The sequence below is a fragment of the Streptomyces sp. NPDC102490 genome, assembly GCF_044765285.1.
Lineage (GTDB): Bacteria > Actinomycetota > Actinomycetes > Streptomycetales > Streptomycetaceae > Streptomyces.
This window is the reverse complement of sequence record NZ_JBIWJU010000002.1, coordinates 497,517-515,703: the sequence shown is the minus strand read 5'-3', so window position 1 is coordinate 515,703 and position 18,187 is coordinate 497,517. Positions and strand designations below refer to the sequence as shown.

Genomic DNA, 18,187 nt, shown 5'->3' with positions numbered 1-18,187 from the left:
ACCCGCGCCCCCGTACGGCGGCCCAGGGTCGTCGCGATCTGGGAAAAGCCCCCGCGGCCCTCCTGGTCGGCTCGTTAAAGTGATCGTCGTGACGGCCTCGACACCCTCAGCGACACCGCCGCCCGCGTTCGCGACGGCGAGCAGGAACCACTATCGCGCGGCCACGCTGGCCGCCGAGAGGGACCTGCGGATATCCGCCGACCATCTGGCCGGGCTGGCGGCGGAGTGCGCCGTCAAGGCCATTCTGATCGACTTCCTCGGGTCCCGGCTCGACGTGTGGAACAAGCCGGAGCATCCGGAGGTGAAGTACCTGGACCGCTCCCGCAAGAAGCCGCAGTGGACGAACAAGCACGGTCACCTGCCGGAACTCTGGGAACACCTCACCGCCGTCGCCCACCGCCGCCGAGGGGGCGGGTCGGGAGCGTTATTCACCCAGCTCATCTGGAACAACCCGTTCGCCGGCTGGGACGTCGGAGACCGCTACTGCGACGGCACCGCGCTCACCGACACCGTCATCGACCGGCATCTGAAGGCCGCGTACGACCTCATCGCCGCTCATGAGCAGGCGAGCATCCTGGGGACGAGGACCCGCGCATGAGCAGTTCCCGCGTGCGGTTCGACACCGCCTGGCAGGCCGCCCTCGACCACGCGCAGCAGGCCGCCGTCCAGTTCGGCACGGACGTCGTCGTCACCCGAGACGTGCTCGGCAGGGCCTGTCTGCTCCTCGACGACCGGCAGAGCCCGCTCGCGCACGACGACCCGGCCGTGGTGACGCTCCGGGACGCGTTCACCGCCGCCACCTGGCCCTTCACCGGGCTCGAACCGGTCCTCTTCGCCGACAAACTGTTCGCACCCGAGCTGTACTTCGACGCCGACGACCGTGTGCCGGTCAGCCCCCGGCAGGGCTCCGGAACGGGCAGCGTGCACGTCTTGGAGCGGACCGTCATCGGCACTGACTGGGCCCGCAGCGTTCCCGCCCCGTCCGACGGGGCCGCGGGGCGCCGGGACCGGCGGGTGGCGCTGTACGGCTTCAAGGGCGGGGTGGGGCGCACCACCGCCACCGCCGTCCTCGCCAGGTACCTGGCGGGAACGGGCCGCTGCGTGCTCGTGGTGGACCTCGACCTGGAGTCCCCGGGCATCTCCAACCTGCTGGAGGACCCCGCCGGCATCCCCCGGCACGGCATCGTCGACCACCTCGTCGAGGCCGGTGTCGGCAACGCCGACGGGCTGGAGCTGGTAGCGCGGAGCACCGCGCTGCCGGTCAAGGGGAACGGAGAGGTGTGGCTCGCGCCCGCGGGCGGCTCGCCGCTGGAGGGCGAGCCGTACGACTATCTCGCCAAGCTGAACCGCATCTACAGCGATCTCGCCGGGCTCAACCCCGGTGACGGCGAACGGCCGTTCGCCGCGCGGCTGGAGCAGGCCATCGCCGCCTGCGAGGACCAGGTGGCCGGGTTGTCCCGGGCACCGGACGTCGTCCTGCTGGACAGCAGGGCCGGCATGCACGACATCGCGGCGGTCACCCTGACCCATCTCAGCGGGCTCGCCCTGCTGTTCGCGGTGGACAACCCCTCCACCTGGGAGGGCTACAAGATGCTGTTCACGCAGTGGCAGCGGCGTCCGGACCTGGCCCGGGAGCTGAGGGAGCGGCTGCGGATCGTGGCGGCCATGTTCCACTCCGCGGGGGACGCGAAGCGGCTGCCCACCCTGCGTGACCGCGCCCAGGAGCTGTTCGCCGACACGCTCTACGACCAGCTCGACACGGACGAGGACGGCACGGACGACGAGAGCGACGAGCCGTATCACCCTCCGCTGGAGGACGACGACGCGCCGCACGCCCCCGTCCCCATCCTCTTCGGCAACGACCTGGTGGGGCTGGACCCCCTGCGCAGCCGGGACTGGCCCGAGCTGCCGTTCGTCGAGGCCGCGTACCGGACGTTCACGACTACGGTGGAGCGTCTGCTGCCGAACCCGCACCCCGCCCCGGAGTCCTCATGACCGCCGCCCCGACCACCGACGAGTACCGCACCCTGATCACCAGGGCCCTCGGTGTCGCGCTCGACGCGGACACGGACAACCCCGATCTGCGGCGGCTGTTCACGCCGTCCAGCCACCGCCTCGCGCTCGACCCGGACGTGACCGTGGTCCGCGGTGCGCGCGGCACCGGCAAGACGTACTGGGCGAAGGCGCTGACCGACCCCGAGCTGCGGGAGGTGGCCGCCCGGTCGTACATGATGCCGCGGCTGCGGCGGGTCAGGGTCACGACCGGGTTCACCACGGGCGGCGGCAGCGACACCTCGTACCCGAGCAAGCGCAAGATCGCCCGGCTGCTGCGCGAGGTGACCGGTCCCGACGTCTACGAATTCCTCTGGTACGCGGTCGTGATGATGGCGCTCGGTGTACCCGAGATCGCAGGCATCCCCGACTGGGCCGACCGTGTCCGGTGGGCCGGGGAGAACGAGGACGCGTACGAGGACGCCCTGCGCAAGGCCGACCGGGAGGCCCGGGACAGCGGCGAGACCCGCGTGCTGCTCTTCGACGCCCTGGACCATCTCCACGCGGACCGGGCGACCGCCGACCGGCTGGTGTCGGCGCTGTTCCAGGTGGCACTGGAACTGCGGCTGACCACGGGGGCGCTGCGCGCCAAGATCTTCGTCCGTCCGGACATGTACGACAGCGCGCCCAAGAGGTTCCCGGACGCTTCCAAGCTCGGGGCGAACGCGGCCGACCTGGAGTGGAGCCGGGAGAACCTCTACGGGCTGCTCTTCCACCGGCTGGGCAACGATCCGAGCGCCGAGGCGGAGAAGTTCCGCGCCCAGTACGGCGAGTGGCGGCCGGAGGGCGAGGGGCGGTTCATCGCGCCGGTCGACGTGATCGCCGACGAGAAGTGCCAGGAGAAGGTCTTCGTCTCTCTGGCCGGCCCGTACATGGGCACCGACCGGCGCAAGGGCCACACCTTCACCTGGGTTCCGAACCACCTCCAGGACGGCAAGGGCCGGGTGAGCCCGAGGACCTGGCTGCTCGCCCTGCGCTCGGCCGCGGCCCTGACGACGGAGCGCTACGCCGGACACCCCGACCCGCTGCACTACGAGGCGATCCGGGAGAGCCTCCACGAGGCGTCGCGGGTCCGGGTGGAGGAGCTGACGGAGGACATCGCCTGGGCCGCCGCCGCCATAGAGCGGCTCGAGGGCGGGCAGGTGCCGATGGAGCCGTCGTACGTCCGCCAGTGCTGGGAGCAGGGCGGACTCGCCGAAGCCCTGCGCCGGATGCGGGAGGACGACGGCGAGAGCAGCGGTCCCCGTGACGCCGGGGACCCCTTCGCGCTGATCGAGGAACTGGTGGACCTCGGTGTCCTGACCGAACGAACCAGTGGCGCCCTGGACCTCCCCGACGTGTACCGGCTGGCGTTCAACATCGGCCGCAAGGGCGGGGTGCCCCGGAAGACCTGAACCATCAAGGCTGACAGATGGTCGGCCGGCGCCGTCCCGCCGACGCTCAGCCCGTGCCGGCCGGCACCCGCAGCGTGTCCAGGAACTCCTGGTCCAGGTGCGCCCGTTCCCCGTCGCCGCCGATCACCTCCACCGTCCGGCCGTCCAGCTTCGGCTCCTGGGCGCGCGTCTCGACCGTGCACAGCAGCCACAGGCCGTGCGGGGCGTCGGCGGGGCGGCGGGCCGCGTTCTGGAGCCGGACGAGGAAGGCGTGGCCGCCCTCGTCCCAGTAGCGGGCGACCAGGCCGGCGTCGTGCAGGAACAGCACGGTGCGCGGCGCGTCGGCGCGGGCGAGCACCGCCTGCTCGACGCGCTGCCAGACCACCCGGACGAAGGACGCCAGTCCCGGCTTGATGCTGCCGGGGGTGGAGAGGCTGTCGGCGCGCAGGACCTTCTGCCAGTCCTGGCCCTTCTCCGCGGCCAGGGCGTGGAAGGCGGTGAGGAACACGTCCGACAGGTCGACGGCCTCGACCGGGAAGGCGGCTGTCACGGTCTCCGCCGCTCCCGCGAACGCGTTCGGCTTCACCGTGAGGGCGAGGAACCCGCCCCGCTCCGCCACGGCGGTCAGCCGCTCCCGCAGCGGGCCGTGCGGGTCCTGACGGTCGGCCCGGGTGACGGGAGTGGGCGGCTGGTAGCTGGTGAGGGCGCCGGTGGAGCTCCACGGCCCCCTCGACTCCGGCGTCCTGGGGAAGAACTTCTCCGCCTCGTCGTCGTACACGAGGTCGAACCGCGCGCCTTCGAGGGCGTCCAGCAGTTCCACATGGGTGGGTTCCCGGGGGCTCGACACCAGGTCCAGACCCGGGAAACGGGCGCGCAGGCGGGCCACCAGCTCGGCCACGGTGATCCCCCGGTCGCGGCGGACGCCCGCGCCCGCCTGGGAGATGCGCACCGCCCGTTCCAGGCTCAGGTCACGCGGGTACAGCTCCAGCCGGGGCGTGGCCGCGACGGCGGGGGCCGTCGCGGCGGCCAGGGACACCAGGCGGGTGTCGGCGAGCGGTGCCAGTCCGTCGGGCGCGGGCACGGACCGCAGGGCACGCAGGACCTCGCCCCGGCCGGGCAGGGGGTCCTGCCGGGCCAGTCGTTCGGCGGCCTGGCCGAGGAGCGCCGCGTAGTCCGCCAGCTCGCGCGGGCTGGGGTCGTCGGCGCCCGGCAGGGACTCGGCGGCGAGCAGGACGGTGTCGCCGCGCCGGTGCACGGCGAAACGGGGCTCGTGCTGCCCGGCGGGGTCCTCGTCCTGGCGTTCGGCGGTCTCCGCGTCGGCGGCGGCCCGCACGACGGCCAAGGCCCTGGCGAGCGTCCTCGCAGGGGTGTCCGCCCCGGCGCCGTGGCGAGCCCGGAGTTCGGCCGCGGCCTCGTCGGCGGTCATCACCCGGCCGACAGCCTCGACGATCTCGGTCAGCTCGGTGCGGACCGGGGCCAGCCAGTCGGCCTCGGTCCACCTCCTGATCTCGTTCCGGTGGTGGCGGGAAACGGAGGTCTGCTTGATGCCCAGATGGTCGGCGATCCGGGCCTGCACGGGCCATGCGCCGAGCGGGGACAGCCCGCCGTCGTCCAGGGGCAGGCCCAGGGTGAGGCGTACGACGTCGGCACGGTGGGAGCCCTTGCGGCCCGGCTCCGGGACCAGGAGCGCCGCCATGTCGTCTATCGACAGGATGCGGGTCTCGTCGGAGCCGGGGGCAGCCTGCTGCGGGGCCCCGGCGTCGGACGCCTGCCGGCGGGGGGGCGCGTAAGGCGCCGCCGGGCGCAGCGCTGTGGCCCACTGCTTGCGGCGCCGGTTGAGTTCCTTGCGGACCAGGGCGCCCGCGCCGCGCGCCTTGGAGATGGCGTACGGCTGGATGTCCAGCAGCTCCCCGACCGTCGTCGCGCCCAGTTGGCCGGCCACCGACACGGCACGCGGCGAGAGGCCGGCGGCATCCAGCGGCGTCGTCGGGCCGGCCGCCGCGGCGGCCCGGTCGCGGGCCTCCTCCGGATCGTCGGACGAAGCCCCCACGGTGGAGGGGGTCGTGGCGGGCGCGGTCGCGTCGGCAGCACGGAACACCTCCCGCCAGACGTCCCACATCTGCCGCAGCGTGTCGAAGCGCTGTTCGGTGTCACGGTGCAGCGCCCGCTGGAAGAAGGCGGTGAGTCCCTCGCGCAGCGCGGGTTCGAACAGCTCGGTGGCGACGTGGAGTTCGGCCGACTCGTTGGTCAGCGGGTCGAGCTGTCCCTCGCCCCACAGCGGACGCTCACCACTCGCCATCTCGTGGAGGGTGACCGCGGCGGCGTACCGCTCCGCGTGGTCGTCGTAGTGGGCGCGGCGCATCGAACCGAGGAACGGGTCGAGATAGCCGCGCGTGCCGGCCTTCACGTCCCGGTCGGAGGCGTCCGTCAGGGAGAAGTCGAACAGCTTGAGCTGCCAGGTGCGGTCCTTGCGGCGCTGGATGCCGAAGTTGTCCGGCTTGATGTCGCGGTGGCGCACGCCCTGCGCGGCGAGCTGGTCCAGGGCATGGAACAGGTCGTCCGCGAAGCGCTCCAGCTCGTGGTAGGTGAGCCGCCCCTTGCCGCGCAGTCGCTCGCCGAGCGACTGCGCGCCGGCGTACTCCAGCTCCAGGACGGTGCGCCCACCGAGCTCCCGCAGACCCTCGCCGCGCAGCTGGACGACGGAGCCGCCGCCGACCTTGCGCAGCGCCCGCTCCTCGGCGCGGAGCCGCCCCGCCTTCTCCTCGTCGAGAGCGACCTTGAAAACGTGCTCGTCGACCTGGGTGCGGCCGTCCTCGTCCTCCGTGGCCCGCTCCACGAGCAGGGCGCGCGCGGTGGCGCCGGTGCCCAGGACACGGCGTACCGTCCACTCCGCGTCGAGCGCCTGCCCGGGCGCCGCTTCGAGCGGGTCGACGCAGGCCGCCGCCGGTGTGTCCGGGAGGATGCTGGCGCGTTCCGCCTCGTCCAGCAGGTCCAGGAACGCCTCGGCCGAGCCGAGCCGCTCGTTGACGTCGGCGCGGGTCGCCCGGAAGACCAGGTCGTCGAGCGTGTCGGGCAGGCCGTCGGTCACCGCGAACAGGCGCAGGCCACCGTCGCTGCGAAGCCGTTCGGCGAGGTCGCTGCGCTGGGTGGCCGGCGGGCGGCCGGTGAGGATCAGGTAGGCGACCGCGCCGAGGCCGAAGATGTCCAGGTCGGCCGGGTCCGCGTACGGCTGGTCCGACTCGGGGGCGAGATAGACCCGGGCCGCGTCCTCGATCAGGGCGGCGTCGAGGGCGGAACCGCCGATGGAGCGGAAGAACGTGGCGTTGCTGTCGAAGTCCCGCGCCGCCGTCTGCCAGTCGGTGATCCGCAGCTCCGGAGCCGTCCCGTCGGCCCGGAACGACACGTACACGGAGCGGGCCGCGAGCGCCCGGTGGTAGAGCGAGCGGTTGTGCGCGTAACGGACCGCCTCGGCGAGCTGCCGGACCAGGTCCAGACGGATCTCGGGCGTCAGCCTGCCGCCGTAGGTGTCCAGGTACTGATCCAGGCGGAGATCACCGTGGCGATGGCGGAAGAGGATCGCCGGTCCGCCCTGGTGCTCACGGTAGTCGAGCGCGTCGACGATGCCGCGGTGGGTGATTCCCTGCAGCACCTGGTACTCGCGGCGCGCGGCCCGTTCGGTGGCCCTGCGGGCCGCCTCCGTCGCCATCTGGCTCACCAGATAGATGCGGACCCGGCCCTCCTCCTGGACGAGGCCGTCGTCCCGGGTGGTCAGGCGGTCCTCCCAGGAGGGCCCGGCATCCAGCGGGTGCGACTCCATCTTCCAGGCGTCGCCGAAGCGGAGGTGGGCCGTGGACTGACGGATCCCGATCGCCTTGAGCAGCTGTGGCAGGGTGTGCCGCGAGAACTCCGGCGTGATGCGCCGGTCGGGACGGTCGGGGGGCAGACCGAGGAAGTCCTGCCAGATCCGCTTCAGGCCGCTGCCGCCGTCGTCACGGCCGTAGACCTTGATCTGCTGGACCTCGTCCAGGTGGCTTTCCAGGTCGGGTGACGAGAGAAACACGGCAGGTTCGACCCGCGGGACGACTCGCTCGGAGAGGCCCAGTCTGCGGGCCGCCCACTGAAGCTGGCTCTTCAGCTCCTTGGACTTCAGGTCGGTCAGGTGCAGGGGGTTGTTGATGGTCCGCATGCGGTCGGGGCCCTGGAAGTTCCAGGTCGACCCGGTGTTGCGGAGCTGCCCCGGATGCCCCTTGATCTCGACGAGGAAGAGGCCAGCGGGAACGGCGACCAGCAGATCGCACTCGTTGACACGGCCGGACATCGCAGTGAAGGAGAACGTGGCCCAGGCGCGGAACGGCTCGGCCTGCGGCATGAGTCCCCGCACATGGTCCAGCGCGTCCTGCTCCCACGGGTACGGCGAGGGGCGCTCCTGGAACCACTGCCGGGCGGGACGCGGCGGGCCCGGCTTGGGCGCACCGGGCCTCGGTGCCCACGTGCCTGACTGAGCTGTCACCGTCCGGCCTCCCCAGGCTTTCCTCACGGACCACGTATAAAAGTGCCTGGTCGAGCCTATCGCGAGGGGGAGCGGCCGAAACCGGTTTGTGGATGGAGACCGAGCGGCCGTCCGGCTCGGATACGTGCCGTCTTCGCCGGGCACCGGCGACGTCTCACACCCGGCGCGGCACACGCAGTCGGCCACGACGCGTGCAACAGCCTCTACCTCGGATGACGGCAGATCTGCGGGAGCCGTGACGACTTCAGGAGCATGTCGAGCGACGCGACCCCTTCGTTGTGGAAGGCTGATCCCGATGCGCCCGGCATGAGTCGGCGCAGCGCGTGGGTCGCGATGTCGGCAAGGGTGGCTCCGAGGTCGCCGCCCAGGTCGATGGGAAACGTGCCGATGAGGTTGACCTCGCGATCGTCCCACTCGTCGATGTGTTCCGAGAGGAAGTCCACCGTCACCTTCTGCCGACGGGCAAGAAGGAGCAGCTCGCAGGCGTGCACGGCGTCGTGGAGATCAAAGTGGAGACGGGCTGTGATGCGCGAGGGCCCGGGCCCGGGCCTCCGGCAGGTGATGACGAGCTCGTCGGCGTCTCGGCTCTTGGCGGTGACGCCCAGCTGCATACCGCCGCGGGCGAGCAGTTCCTGCGCTGCCCGTTGTTCGCGTTCGTCGTGCAGGGCGATCGACCACCATGGAAGCGGTCCCCAGGTGCCGTGCGTCGCCGCGTGCTCAGGGAAAGGGGTGAACAACTGGTACCGCCGCTCCAGCAGATGCTGCTGGAAGGTGACGAGGCAACTGTCCTGGAAGTGTTCGTCCCGGCTGCGCTCGCGCAGCAGCTCGTATTCGACAGCGCTCATGCCCTCTACAGCCAGGGCGATCTGCTCCAACTGCTCTTGGATGATCTCTGCGGCACGCTCAAGTACACCGCGAAACTCGTCGCCGGGAGGTGCTTGATCGAGGAGACGACCCAGAGCACGCTGCGCGGCCTGGCAGCGGGCGAGATCTCCGCCGAGGCTCACCAGGTGACGCGCCTTGAGGATGCTCCAGGGGCGGGTGGACATCCACCGGTCCCAGGCACGGTCGCCCCCAAGCCGGCCAAGCGCCATGGCTCCGACGTTGCCGACACGGAAGTCCGGCTCGCCCTTCAGCCTCTTCCACACGTCGGGGTATGCCTCCAGTGGAGAGGACGGCAGCGCCGAGAGGGCCGCGTGGACACGAGAGTCCGTGCTGTGCCACAGCTCCTTGAGTTCGTGTTCCACACGTGTGCGAGGCATTGTGCGGCCTCGTTGGGCTGCCCAGTACTCGGTGAGGAGCATATCCGTGCTCTCCGGGCTCCAGGAGAGCAGCCCCAGGCCGTCGAGAACCACAACGGTGGTGGCCAGCCCGTCGTGCTCGAACCCGAACTGGACCTTGGCGATGAGTTCGTTGAGCTCATCGCCGTCAGGGGCGGGCGAGGTGAAGAACGGACTGGCGGCGAGCCAGTCACAGATCCTCGCCCTGCTCTCGCCCCGGGCGAGCCGGACGGCGATCCGCGCAATCAGCAGGGAGCCGATGAGCCCGTGATCACCGAAGTCGGTGCGCAGCCGTCCCTTGCCAAGTGCCGGAACCTCCCGCACATGCCAGAGCAGCCCTTCCTGGATGGCGCGGAACCATTCCTCTCGCAGAGCCGCGAGCGTGGGCTTCTCCCGAGGCCGCTTCCACTTGTTCCGGAACAGCGCGATGGCGTGCCCCTGGTCACCGGCCCGTTGCCGCGGTACCGGCATGCTCTTTGCGGCCAGTTCACGGCGGACGTGCCGGTAGAGAGAGTCCATGTCGAGTGGGTCCGACACCTCTGGAATGCCCTCGGAAACGGCTCGTACGAGTTCACCGGTGAACGCGGTGAAGGGCGCACCCACGGGAGCCATGGCCGCCTGCGTCGCGGCTGAGGCGGTCATGACATAGGTGCCCTCGATGGCAGTCTGGGCCGCGAACTCATCCGACCCGCCCATGTACCCCTCCAGCGCGGCACCGCTGTAGCAACAGTCGAGGATCACGACCTTTCTGGGCGCCGCGCTTTCCAGCACTTCAGCGCGGAGGTCGCTGTACGCCACTGACTCGTACAACTTGCGCCCTTGCTCGGAATGTCCCAGTGCAAGGTAGAGAGAGCCATCGGGTGACGGCATACCGTGGCCGGCGAAGTACACCACCAGCGTGTCTGTCGCCTCGCTCGCCGCCTGGTATACGGCATCGAGCACGTCCTTACGGTCAGCGGGGTTACACACTGTCACGCAATGACCAGTAGGCAGGCCTCCAGCCTGCGGAGACGTGAACAGCTCTGCCAGCCTGACGAGGTTGTTGTGCACTGCCGGCAGGCCCGGAAAGTTCTGGTACTCGTCCGCGCCGATCAGCACCACACGGGTTTTGTCGGGGTTGGGCAGACCCATCACCGATTCCCGGAGCCCGACGGAGCCGACTGCTGGCCCGCACCAGTGGCCTCCGGGTCTCCGCCGTGAGGCTCGGAAGCCAACAGCTCTGCGACGCGGCGCAACGTGTCGCCCGACGTATCGTGCACGGTCACTGTCATACCGCCGCGTTCGAAGGTCACGGCCCCGCGCTGCGAAGGGCGGGCTGCTCGCCAGGCGACCACGACGTTCACCAGCAAGCTTGCCGCGGCAATTCCATTGCTGACGAACATGTTGATGATCTCGCCCGCGCTCATGCGGTCAGAGGCTTCGGAGGCTCGTGCCAGTTCGAACTCCATGTAACGCCGGAGTTCGCGATCCTGCCGCAGCCAGTAGTACAGATCATGTGTCGCCGCGTCGTCGCCCTGCGTATCGACCGTGATCTGAATCTCCACGACGTCTCCCCCCTGTTACCTCTGCTGCCCGATGCTCACGGCAAGAGACGGATACGGAACCGTCACTCCTGCCGCGACTCTCAGCCCGGAGAGAAGAATACGTCCCAACTGGACCTTAGACTCGCGCCGTTGATGCGCACCTCACGCTGCCAACTACGCTGCGTCAGCGGCCTCAGCGACAGCCGCGATCCGAAGCAGGCGCTCCAGCTCCTTCCGCCCGTGCCTGATCAAGTCGAAGGCAACCACCGGATCCATGTCGGGCGGCAGCGGGGGATCGGTGAGGACGTCCGTAAGGGTGTACCGACCAAGCCACCGCTGCAGTGCGCGCCAGTCGGCACTACGGTCAAGAGGTAGGTCATCCGCCCATGGCAATGCCTCGTACCGGGTGCCGTCGGTGCCGTTAGCGTGGAGCAGCCCGGAGCGGCGCACGAGGCACGGGAAGCAGACACCACAGTTGGCGATAGGAGGGCCGCCACTTCGGCGGGATGGCGGCTTGCCGCAACTCAAGGTAGACTCCAGGTCGGACGTAGTGAGACCTGCATCACGCCCGACCTTGCATACCTCGCCTTTCGTCAGTCGCGCCAAGGGGTTAACCACCTGCACCGTGCTCTCTGTGTCACCGACTGTGTCTTCTGCGAGTCGGTCTCGGCAGCGCGGTGACCACCCCATGCACATACGGCTTTGTGTCAGCGCACGGCACCGAGGTAGCGCTGCACGGTCCGTCTGGAGCAACCAAGCACTTGCGCGATGTCGTTGACCCGCCATCCGTCTCGGCCCAGACGGATGGCCCTGAGAGCCCGGTCCGGCAGGGGCATTGTCCCCTTGGCAAGCCGAAGCATTGCTGCGATGCGGTCGCGGTCTACCGGGCCGAGGCCGCCATACCAGCCGTGCCGGGCTTCCGGGTCCTCCGCCCGCAACGCCAGGGCTAGGCACTCCAAGCGGCCCCTGCATCCAATGCATACGGCCAAGGAACCCTCGGCGGGCCGCTCCCCATCCTCCGGATGGTAGAGACTCACGTCCATGTCCCTGCATGCCGCACGGACTGAGTCCCAGCGCTGAGGCGATTGGATCAGATCGCGAAGCTCCTGTTCGCGGCCGACGAGAAAGTGCAGGCTGTCCATCGGGTGCTCCAGCTCGTGACCATATCCGGTCCACAATGAATAACTAGGGTGAGCTGGGAACTGCCCGGCGCACCCACTTGATGTCTTCCGGGGGCACGCCCGGTGTGACGGCAAGCGGCAGCGGATCGCGGTTCGGCCCCGAGGTTTACCGGCTTCCCGGGCTCAAGCCCGGAAGGCCGACGTTGCCGCCCTCGCCCTGGTCGGGTGGGTGGGCCTCACCGTTTATCCGCGTCGCGTTCCCGGCCCGCGGCCGGGTTGTTATGCCTGTCCGGAGAACCCGGGCGGCACGAGCGATTCAGGCGACCTAGTCCTGAGGTGGGGTGTCTTCGTCAGTCGGCTGACCGTCGAACTCGTCGTCCGGTTCCTCGCCTTCCTCGTCGTCACGGTCCGTGTCGAGGTCGTACGGGTCCTCGGCGATGATCCCGTGTCGCTGGACGCTCCGCTGTTGCCAGACGGGCAACTTGAATAGCACGTCCTGCAGGATGTTCCGCCACGCCTCACAGTCGGCTCGGTCGGCGCCCAGCGAATCGATAGCACGGGTCCCGTCGTCGGCCCTGACCGCCTCCACGACCTTGACCGCCCCCTCGACCGCCTGGATCGAAGTGGCCAAGTCGTGCAGGGCGTTCCCGAGAATCTCAGCCGCGTTTCGGGGAGCCGGTGTCGGTGATGGGCCTTCGCCAGCGGGTGGGAAGGTGCGACGGAGGTCTGCGTCGGTGACGAGAATGTCGCGGCCGTCATCGTTCTGAGTGATCTGGCCCGTCTCGTCAACCTTGCGGGTCCTGCGGCCCGCCGCAGAGTCGAGGAGTGTCTGCTTCAGCTGGTGCACGCCGTGCGGGGTACTGCGCATGCGGTCGATGACCTCGCCTGGGTGCCGACGGTCGGGTTGATCGTTGTTTTTCGTGCCACGGTCACCCGTGAGCTGGCCGTTGATCACCAGGGGATAGGCGCTGCGGGCCGCAAGTTCTCGGGTCGCCACGCCTGGCTCCCCCTTTGTCACCTCCGCAAGTGCGGCTTGGGCAAGCTCCTCCGTTCCGCGGAACGTGGCCTCCCAGTCCTTGGCCAGTTCGCCCGGGAATGCCGACTTCAGGTACTTCCGCATCCGCTCGCGCCTGCGGGAGTCCTCCTCCGAAACCGAACGCATGACTAGAGAGGAAGCTACGTCGAGCAGCAGCTTGGTGGTGATGTTCTTGCGGGTGCTCTGTCCGGTGATGGCGACCCGCACAGCGGCATGAATCGACTGATCGCGTTCGGCGAAGAGCCGGACGATCGCAGCCGCCCGGACGGACGGGTCGTCGTTGAAGCCGGCGGCCTTTGCCTGGTCGGGAGTGAGGGCACCACGCAGCCAGTCAGCCTTAGTGGGAGTGATCAGTGTCCGCCGCTCGATCTCGTCCACCACGGCGTCGGCGAGGGCCTCGTTCTCCGCGGCTTCACCCCACGGCTTGGGGGAATCGACGTGCCGGAGCGCAACCAACGACTTCACGGCGACGCCGAAGTCAGCGGTGGTGCCGTCGTGCGGCTCGAAACCGACGAGCAGCAGCGCCGGAAGCCGTTCGCAGCGCACGGTGACCGCCACTTCGGGGTCGACCTGCGCCGGGTCGCCCGCTGTCGTGATCGCCTCATTGAGCTTGCGAATGTGGGACCGCAGCTTCGCTGTGTCCCGGATGTAGGGAACGTCGGCAGACCTGAGGGCGAGCAGGTCGTGGGCGCACGTCACGCGGCTCGACCCCTCGACGGTGACCGGAACCGTTACCCCGGGTGTGCTGTCCTCGTGCTGGAAGGCCGTCGCGGCCAGCCACACCTCTGTCATCACTCCCTGGTGGCGGAGGGACTCGCGCCAGTCGTTGTGGTCGAGCACGTACTCCTTGGACAGTTGTGCCGCCCACGCGAGGTGTTCCTGGTTCGCGAGCCTCTGCACGAGTTCCGGGCGACTCCCTGACGCCGCGATCGGCTCGGCCAACGGACGGAAGCGCGTGCTCTCGCCAGTGCCGATCAGGTTCGAGGCCGGGTGTCGGCGCGACGGACCGATCCGCGGGTTTCGCGGGTCCGGGATGATATAGCGCGCCCATACGTCAGCCCGGATGGCCAGGATCACGCCGCCGGGCACCCGCAGCCGCTCCGGGGACTCTGCCGCCCGGCGGGCGGCAGATGGGTCGACGACAGCCTGCGCGAGGGCCAATGCGGCGGGCTCGCCCATGGTGAAGTGTTCGATGAGTTTGTCAGCGAGCTTCCGTGTTGCGGCCGCCAAGGCAGGCAGGGGCAGCGCTTCGACGGGGCGGGGCAGCACGGTCTCGCCCGCGCCCGATGATGGCTCCATCAGGTGTTCTCCGATCTTCGTCCCGGTGTCCATCCAGGTACGCACCTGGACGCCGTGGTCGTCCAAGGAGATCGGTCACGCTGTTTCCCGTTCTCCCCCTCGGCTCGCCCGGGCAAGACCCGATGTGTCCAAGACGGCATCAGCACGCTCGACCGCACTTCCGAGACGTACCGGCTTCGACTGCCGGCGTTGCCGCCCACCGCCCAATGGCGAAGGTGAGGAGCTTGAGTTCGCTGATGTGACTGCCCGAAAAACGCTAGCAGCAGGGGTGACACCCGCTCATAATCTTTTGATTCCACACCTGTTGGTCGCGTAATTATGCTAGGGGGCGCCCCCTGGAACAGGCTTTCTTGCCGCGGCTCATGTCGACGGTGGCGTCCAGCCGAGTAGTGTGGGGCCTCGTCCGCCCGGATGCACTGTGACCGATTGGCGCGGCCAAGCGACCCAGACAGCTACGTGAGCCGGTCAGGGCGGCACGCGCCCTCAACGGTGATCTGAGCTCGCTGGTCAAGCGCCGCGGCGCCAAGGATTCCGTGTGCGCCGATGCGGCGGAACAGATGGACTCGCCCTTGGCTGATGTCCCGCTGGGAGCCATCGGGGAGCCAACCCACTCCCCAAGCCCCTTCCAGAGCACCCGAGACCACCGCACCCCAACGCCCTGAACAGGCAAAACAGCAAACCGACTGGTGCCGTTCCCACCCGAACCTCATTCGGGACGAAGAGGTCGTGGGTTCAAATCCCGCCACCCCGACAGAGAAACACCAGATCGCCCAGGCTACTCACGTGAGTAGCCTGGGCGATCTGCTTTGTGCGTGTCTATCTGCGTGATGCTCCACCGGGTCGCTGCCGAGACGGCCACGCCGCTGGCCCTCCCCGGCATCGCCGCGCGGCTGACCAACACCCATCTGCGGCACTTCCTCACCACGTGGCACCCGGCGCTCCAAGAACACGAAGCGACCCGACCGCCGGACGTCAGTCCCGTCGAGCACGAGAGGCACTGGAAACGCTCCCCCGACATGCGTGCGGAGCTGGCCGAGCTGCGCGGACCGCTCGCCGCCGTCGCCGAGGAACTCGCAGCCCTGTGCGGCGTCGACCTCCTGACTCCCTCACCACCGCCTGAGTGAGCCGTCGGCAGCCGACATCGTTGCGCATCACTGCCTCCCGTCGGCTTCAACGGCCGACTCGGCCGCCTCCGACGGAAGCACGGCCGTCCCCGTCGTCGACCAGGGTGCGGGCGAGCAGGGGGAGCAGGCGGGCCCAGTGGAGGCGTTGTGCGGCCGCGTCGAAGGAGTCGGTGTCGGGCATGGTGAAGCCGTGGACGGTGCCGGGGTAGATCTCCGAGGTGTAGTCGACGCCCGCGGCGTCCAGGGTCGCGTTGAGCTCACCGAGGGCCTCGGGCGACAGGTCGGTTTCGGCATGGCCGAAGTGGACCCGGGCGGTGAGGCCCGCCAGGGCTTCGGGCCCGTCCGCTCCCACGGGGCCGTGGAACGCGGCGAGGGCGGCCACCTGGCGGGGGTGGGCCACGGCGGTGCGTACGGCCAGGAGGCCGCCGATGCAGTAGCCGGTCACCGCGACCGGTCCGGAGCCGACCTCGGGCTGGGCGGTGAGGAACCGGAGGCAGGCGTCGGCGTCGCTCACCACGCGTTCGGCGGTGTGCGCCTCGATCAGGGGCATCAGCCGGGCGACGAGCGCGATGCGGGCCTCTTCTCCGATGTGCTCGGGGAGGTCGACCACTGGTGTCGGGCCGTGCCGGTAGAAGAAGTTGGGGACGAGTACGTAGTAGCCGTGACCGGCCAGTTCGCGGGCCATGTCCCGCAGCGCGGGGCGGATGCCGAAGGCGTCCGCGTACATGAGCACGCCCGGGTGCCGCCCGCCGTCGTCGGGGAAGGCGGCGAAGGCGTCGGCCACGCCGTCCGGGGTGGGGATCCGCAGCGTCTTGGTGGGCATGGGTTCTCCTGTCGTGGTTGATGTGCCGAGGCTGTGATCAACACACGACGGAGGCGGAGACCGAGCGGCGGCGCAGGGTCCCCGGTCGAACCGCGGGCCCGCGCCCGCCCGTACGGCGCTCAGGAGGGCACCGGGTCACCCGTCCGTGTGTGGCGCGAGGCCGTCCCGGTAGTCATGGCCGCACCGTAGTCCACCGGACGCGTTCCCTGCCACGGCTTCTACACCCCGGGGTGGTTCGTCGGGAGTTCCACGGTGATGCGGAGGCCGCCGGCCGGGCGGGGGGTGAGGGTGAGGGTGCCGTCGTGGGCCTGGGTGATGGTGTGGACGATGGCGAGGCCGAGGCCGACGCCGGGGTGGTCGGTGTGTACGCGTTCCGTGCCGCGTTGGAAGGGTTCCGTGAGGGTCGACGCCTGATGGGGGCTGATCCGTTCGCCGGTGTTCTCGACGGTGAGCAGCGCGGTGCGGGGGCCGGGGGTGGTGTGGACCCGGACGCTGCCCCCGTCGGGGAGGTTGTGGACGATCGCGTTGTGGACGAGGTTCGTGGTCAGTTGCAGCAGGAGGGTCGGGGAACCGAGGGCGGGGGTCACCTCGCCGCCGGTTTCGAGGGTGATGCCGTGTCGCTCCGCGAGGGGCAGGAGGGTTTCGGTGGCCTCTTCCGCGAGGAGGGAGAGGTCGACGTGTTCCCGGGTGAAGGAGCGCTGACCGGCGCGGCTGAGCAGGAGCAGGGCCTCGGTGAGGTCGATCGCCCGGGTGTTCACGGTGTGAAGGCGGTCGATGATCTCGTCGGTGTCCTGGTCCGGGTCGGTGCGGGCCACGTCCAGGAGGGCCTTCGAGACGGCCAGCGGGGTGCGCAGCTCGTGCGAGGCGTTGGCCGCGAAGCGCTGCTGCTCGGCCACGTGGGCTTCGAGGCGGGCGAGCATCGTGTCGAAGGCGTCGGCCAGTTCGCGGAACTCGTCCTTGCGGCCCGGCAGCCGGATCCGGTGGGACAGCGATCCGGCCTCGGCCGTGCGGGTGGCGTGGGTGATGCGGTCCAGCGGGGCGAGCATCCGCCCGGCGAGGAACCATCCGCCCAGGAGGCCGAACACCAGGAGGAACACCATGAGCGCGGCTGCCGTCGGGGCGAAACTGCGGAGGAAGATCGTGCCCGGAGTCGCTCGCACCGACCCCCACTCATTGGTGATCAGCCACCCCTGCCGCACGAGGAACACGCCCACGGCCACGAGCAGCAGAGCGCCCGCGAGCATGAGGAAGCCGGCGTAGCTGAGGGTGAGTTTGAGGCGGACGCTCAGGCCGGGCCGTCTAGGCACGGTCACCGCCGTCATGCCCGTGCCCGGTGGCGGTCCCCGTGTCGATGCGGTAGCCGACGCCCGGCACGGTGGCGATGATCCACGGTTCGCCCAGGCGCTTGCGCAGCGCCGAGACGGTGATGCGGACGGCGTTGGTGAAGGGGTCGGCGTTCTCGTCCCACGCCCGTTCCAGGAGTTCCTCGGCGCTGACGACACCGCCCTCCGCGGCCACCAGCACTTCGAGTACCGCGAACTGCTTCCTGGTCAGCGCGACATAGCGGCCGTCCCGGTAGACCTCCCTGCGGAACGGGTCCACGCGCAGGCCCGCGATCTCGCGCACGGGCGGCCTGCTGTGGGCGCGCCTGCGGTCGAGTGCTCGGAGCCTGAGCGCGAGCTCCTGCATCTCGAACGGCTTGGTGAGGTAGTCGTCGGCGCCGAGTCCGAAGCCGGATGCCTTGTCGTCGAGGCGGTCGGCCGCGGTGAGCATGAGGATCGGCATGCCGCTGCCGGAGGCGACGATGCGTGCGGCGACCTCGTCGCCGGACGGGCCGGGGATGTCGCGGTCGAGGACGGCGATGTCGTAGGCGTTGATGCTCAGCAGCGCCAGCGCGGTGTCGCCGTCCCCCGCGATGTCGGCCGCGATCGCCTCCAGACGCAGGCCGTCGCGGATCGCCTCCGCCAGGTAGGGCTCGTCCTCGACAATCAGCACACGCATGCCGTCGAGGTTACGAGTGGGCGCATATCGTCGGCATATCGAAAA

13 protein-coding genes are annotated in these 18,187 nt (G+C 69.9%); 4 read left to right on the top strand and 9 right to left on the bottom strand.

The features are described from left to right. Nucleotides 1-88 precede the first annotated feature (88 nt). Genes ACIRGB_RS05810 through ACIRGB_RS05800 form a run of 3 tightly spaced genes read left to right on the top strand, consistent with a single transcriptional unit; the run spans nucleotide 89 to nucleotide 3,446 of the window. On the top strand, nucleotides 89-598 hold the full coding sequence (locus ACIRGB_RS05810; RefSeq protein ID WP_403859000.1) for a hypothetical protein: 510 nt from the start codon (nucleotides 89-91) through the stop codon (nucleotides 596-598). Next, nucleotides 595-1,995, top strand: coding sequence for a ParA family protein (locus ACIRGB_RS05805; protein WP_403858998.1), 1,401 nt, complete (start codon nucleotides 595-597; stop codon nucleotides 1,993-1,995). The genes ACIRGB_RS05810 and ACIRGB_RS05805 overlap by 4 nt, the downstream gene beginning before the upstream one ends. Further along, nucleotides 1,992-3,446: a hypothetical protein gene (locus tag ACIRGB_RS05800; RefSeq protein WP_403858996.1), complete on the top strand. Its 1,455-nt coding sequence runs from the start codon at nucleotides 1,992-1,994 to the stop codon at nucleotides 3,444-3,446. Before ACIRGB_RS05805 ends, ACIRGB_RS05800 begins: the two co-directional genes overlap by 4 nt. A gap of 46 nt (nucleotides 3,447-3,492) precedes the next feature. Here ACIRGB_RS05800 and pglW read toward each other — a convergent pair whose 3' ends face one another. From pglW to ACIRGB_RS05770, 6 genes are all read right to left on the bottom strand, one after another. Next, nucleotides 3,493-7,935 carry a BREX system serine/threonine kinase PglW gene (pglW, locus tag ACIRGB_RS05795; RefSeq protein ID WP_403858994.1) on the bottom strand — a complete coding sequence of 1,481 codons (4,443 nt, stop codon included), beginning with the start codon at nucleotides 7,933-7,935 and terminating at the stop codon, nucleotides 3,493-3,495. 203 nt (nucleotides 7,936-8,138) lie between these two features. After that, entirely contained in the window at nucleotides 8,139-10,346 is a 2,208-nt protein-coding gene (locus tag ACIRGB_RS05790) for a caspase domain-containing protein (RefSeq protein WP_403858992.1), read from the bottom strand. Next, entirely contained in the window at nucleotides 10,346-10,759 is a 414-nt protein-coding gene (locus ACIRGB_RS05785) for a hypothetical protein (RefSeq protein ID WP_403858990.1), read from the bottom strand. Before ACIRGB_RS05785 ends, ACIRGB_RS05790 begins: the two co-directional genes overlap by 1 nt. A 153-nt stretch (nucleotides 10,760-10,912) precedes the next feature. Continuing rightward, complete coding sequence (locus tag ACIRGB_RS05780; RefSeq protein WP_403858988.1) at nucleotides 10,913-11,428, bottom strand: 7-cyano-7-deazaguanine synthase; 516 nt, start codon at nucleotides 11,426-11,428, stop codon at nucleotides 10,913-10,915. A gap of 17 nt (nucleotides 11,429-11,445) precedes the next feature. Continuing rightward, entirely contained in the window at nucleotides 11,446-11,880 is a 435-nt protein-coding gene (locus ACIRGB_RS05775) for a helix-turn-helix domain-containing protein (RefSeq protein ID WP_403858986.1), read from the bottom strand. 304 nt (nucleotides 11,881-12,184) lie between these two features. After that, nucleotides 12,185-14,227 carry a hypothetical protein gene (locus tag ACIRGB_RS05770; protein ID WP_403858984.1) on the bottom strand — a complete coding sequence of 681 codons (2,043 nt, stop codon included), beginning with the start codon at nucleotides 14,225-14,227 and terminating at the stop codon, nucleotides 12,185-12,187. 779 nt (nucleotides 14,228-15,006) lie between these two features. Between ACIRGB_RS05770 and ACIRGB_RS05765 the strand changes: the two genes are divergently transcribed. Continuing rightward, complete coding sequence (locus tag ACIRGB_RS05765) at nucleotides 15,007-15,318, top strand: hypothetical protein (RefSeq protein WP_403858982.1); 312 nt, start codon at nucleotides 15,007-15,009, stop codon at nucleotides 15,316-15,318. Between the two features lie 46 nt (nucleotides 15,319-15,364). Here ACIRGB_RS05765 and ACIRGB_RS05760 read toward each other — a convergent pair whose 3' ends face one another. The 3 genes from ACIRGB_RS05760 to ACIRGB_RS05750 all read right to left on the bottom strand — a co-directional run bounded on the left by ACIRGB_RS05760 (nucleotide 15,365) and on the right by ACIRGB_RS05750 (nucleotide 18,142). After that, nucleotides 15,365-16,141, bottom strand: coding sequence for a dienelactone hydrolase family protein (locus tag ACIRGB_RS05760; RefSeq protein WP_403858980.1), 777 nt, complete (start codon nucleotides 16,139-16,141; stop codon nucleotides 15,365-15,367). A 218-nt stretch (nucleotides 16,142-16,359) separates the two neighbouring features. Next, nucleotides 16,360-17,448: a sensor histidine kinase gene (locus tag ACIRGB_RS05755; RefSeq protein WP_403859314.1), complete on the bottom strand. Its 1,089-nt coding sequence runs from the start codon at nucleotides 17,446-17,448 to the stop codon at nucleotides 16,360-16,362. Further along, entirely contained in the window at nucleotides 17,441-18,142 is a 702-nt protein-coding gene (locus ACIRGB_RS05750; protein ID WP_403858978.1) for a response regulator transcription factor, read from the bottom strand. The genes ACIRGB_RS05755 and ACIRGB_RS05750 overlap by 8 nt, the downstream gene beginning before the upstream one ends. Nucleotides 18,143-18,187: the final 45 nt, after the last annotated feature.

Excerpts from the sequence above, each read along its gene's own strand:
- ACIRGB_RS05805 (WP_403858998.1), top strand. The coding sequence starts at position 595 with ATGAGCAGTTCCCGCGTGCGGTTCGACACCGCCTGGCAGGCCGCCCTC.
- ACIRGB_RS05800 (WP_403858996.1), top strand. The coding sequence starts at position 1,992 with ATGACCGCCGCCCCGACCACCGACGAGTACCGCACCCTGATCACCAGG.
- ACIRGB_RS05790 (WP_403858992.1), bottom strand. The coding sequence starts at position 10,346 with ATGGGTCTGCCCAACCCCGACAAAACCCGTGTGGTGCTGATCGGCGCG.
- ACIRGB_RS05780 (WP_403858988.1), bottom strand. The coding sequence starts at position 11,428 with ATGGGGTGGTCACCGCGCTGCCGAGACCGACTCGCAGAAGACACAGTC.
- ACIRGB_RS05775 (WP_403858986.1), bottom strand. The coding sequence starts at position 11,880 with ATGGACAGCCTGCACTTTCTCGTCGGCCGCGAACAGGAGCTTCGCGAT.
- ACIRGB_RS05770 (WP_403858984.1), bottom strand. The coding sequence starts at position 14,227 with ATGGACACCGGGACGAAGATCGGAGAACACCTGATGGAGCCATCATCG.
- ACIRGB_RS05760 (WP_403858980.1), bottom strand. The coding sequence starts at position 16,141 with ATGCCCACCAAGACGCTGCGGATCCCCACCCCGGACGGCGTGGCCGAC.
- ACIRGB_RS05750 (WP_403858978.1), bottom strand. The coding sequence starts at position 18,142 with ATGCGTGTGCTGATTGTCGAGGACGAGCCCTACCTGGCGGAGGCGATC.